1 protein-coding gene is annotated in these 1,613 nt (G+C 55.0%); it reads right to left on the bottom strand.

Going from position 1 to position 1,613, the window contains the following annotated elements; genetic code table 11:
* On the bottom strand, positions 1-1,613 hold a 1,613-nt coding region (locus EXT47_RS23575), incomplete at both ends, for an amino acid adenylation domain-containing protein (RefSeq protein ID WP_130127741.1).

Here is a 1,613-nt window from a genome sequence, read left to right as displayed (position 1 = left end):
GTGCCGTTGGCCGTCAACGGAAAAGACTCCAACACCACAAAGGCCGAAGGCACCATATAATCCGGCAGCCCCGCCCGCATATGCTCGGCAAGCGCCGCCAGCGAGCAGCTTTGCCCTGGTTCGAATAATAAATACCCCACCAGCCGTTTGTGCTGCCCCTCGTCCTGCCGCGCTAACACTAGCGCCGCTTTTACCGCTTCCAGTGCCAACAATCTGCCTTCGACTTCTTTTACCTCAACCCTGAAGCCACGGATTTTTACCTGCTCATCATCCCTGCCGACAAAATGTAGACTGCCGTCCGCCCGCCGCACCGCCTGATCGCCGGTGCGGTATAAACCTTGCCCCACTTCCTCTGTAAAAGGATGTGCCAAAAACTTCTCTGCCGTTAACCCCGCACGTCCGGCATAACCTAATGCCAGTCCTTTACCGCCAACGCACAATTCCCCTGCAACACCATAAGGCTGCAATTGTTGTTGCTCGTTAAGCACATACAACCCGGTATTGGCCAGCGGCTGCCCCACTGGCACCGTGTCCACATCCGCTAACACCAGCTCCGTGGCACGGCAGTAACTGGCATCTATCACCGATTCTGTCTGTCCGTAAAGGTTAAAACATTCGGTATTTTCCCCGATAACCCTTTTTAAACGCCGCAGATCCCGTCCGTACCAGGCCTCACAGCCCACTGAAATATACGCCATCGCATCCAGCTTTTGCCCGCTTTCAAGCAAATAATCCGTCAAAGCGCGGATCACCGCCGGAACAAAGTCGCCATAGGTGATCTCCCGGCTTTGGATCATCTGATACAGCTTATCCGGCGAAAGTAGTACCTCTTTCGGGCAAATCTCCAGCCGTCCGCCGCAGCCGAGGGCTTTCATCATATCGCCAAGCAGGATATCGACTGACAGTCCCGCCATTTGTAATACCACAGGCGGACGCTTTTCCAAGTCAAACACCCGGTTCCAGCCATCCTGGCGCACAAGCATCGCCTGATGCTGCACCATGATCCCCTTAGGTTGCCCGGTAGAGCCCGAGGTATAGATAACATACGCCAGGTGACGGGGCGCCAGTCCCAGCGAAGATACCGGCAGGTTATCCGTCGCCATCTTCGTCAGCACCTCCTGCAGTGCACCATCGTCCAGGCACAACACCTGTCCGCAACAGTCAGGTAGTTGCTCCCGAACACTGTGCTGCGTCAGCACTAAAGTGACGCCACTGTCGCTGAGCATATGCCTCAGCCGCGTTTGCGGGTAGCTGGGATCTAAAGGCACATAAGCGCCGCCAGCCTTGAGGATTGCCAAAATGGCAATCACCATGTCCACTGAACGTTCGACGCTAAGCCCCACTAAGGTATCCGGCTTCACCCCCTGTGCTTTCAGGTAATGGGCCAGCTGGTTGGCGCGGCGGTTCAACGTCTCATAACTGAGGCTTGTCTCTTCACAGATCAGGGCGGTTTTCTTTGGATGGGTATCGACCTGACGTTCAAATAATTCATGCAGACACAGCTCCGAGCGGTACTTAGCTGCGGTATCATTCCAGGTATCCAGTAACTGCTCACGCTCCTGTGGCGTCACTAATTCATGGGCATAAACATCCAATTCAGGGGACGTTAAAAG

It is taken from the genome of Pseudoalteromonas sp. CO342X (assembly GCF_004208915.1).
GTDB classification, from domain to species: Bacteria; Pseudomonadota; Gammaproteobacteria; order Enterobacterales; family Alteromonadaceae; genus Pseudoalteromonas; species Pseudoalteromonas maricaloris.
The sequence above is the reverse complement of the archived record's forward strand: the minus strand, read 5'-3'. Positions and strand labels throughout refer to the sequence as shown.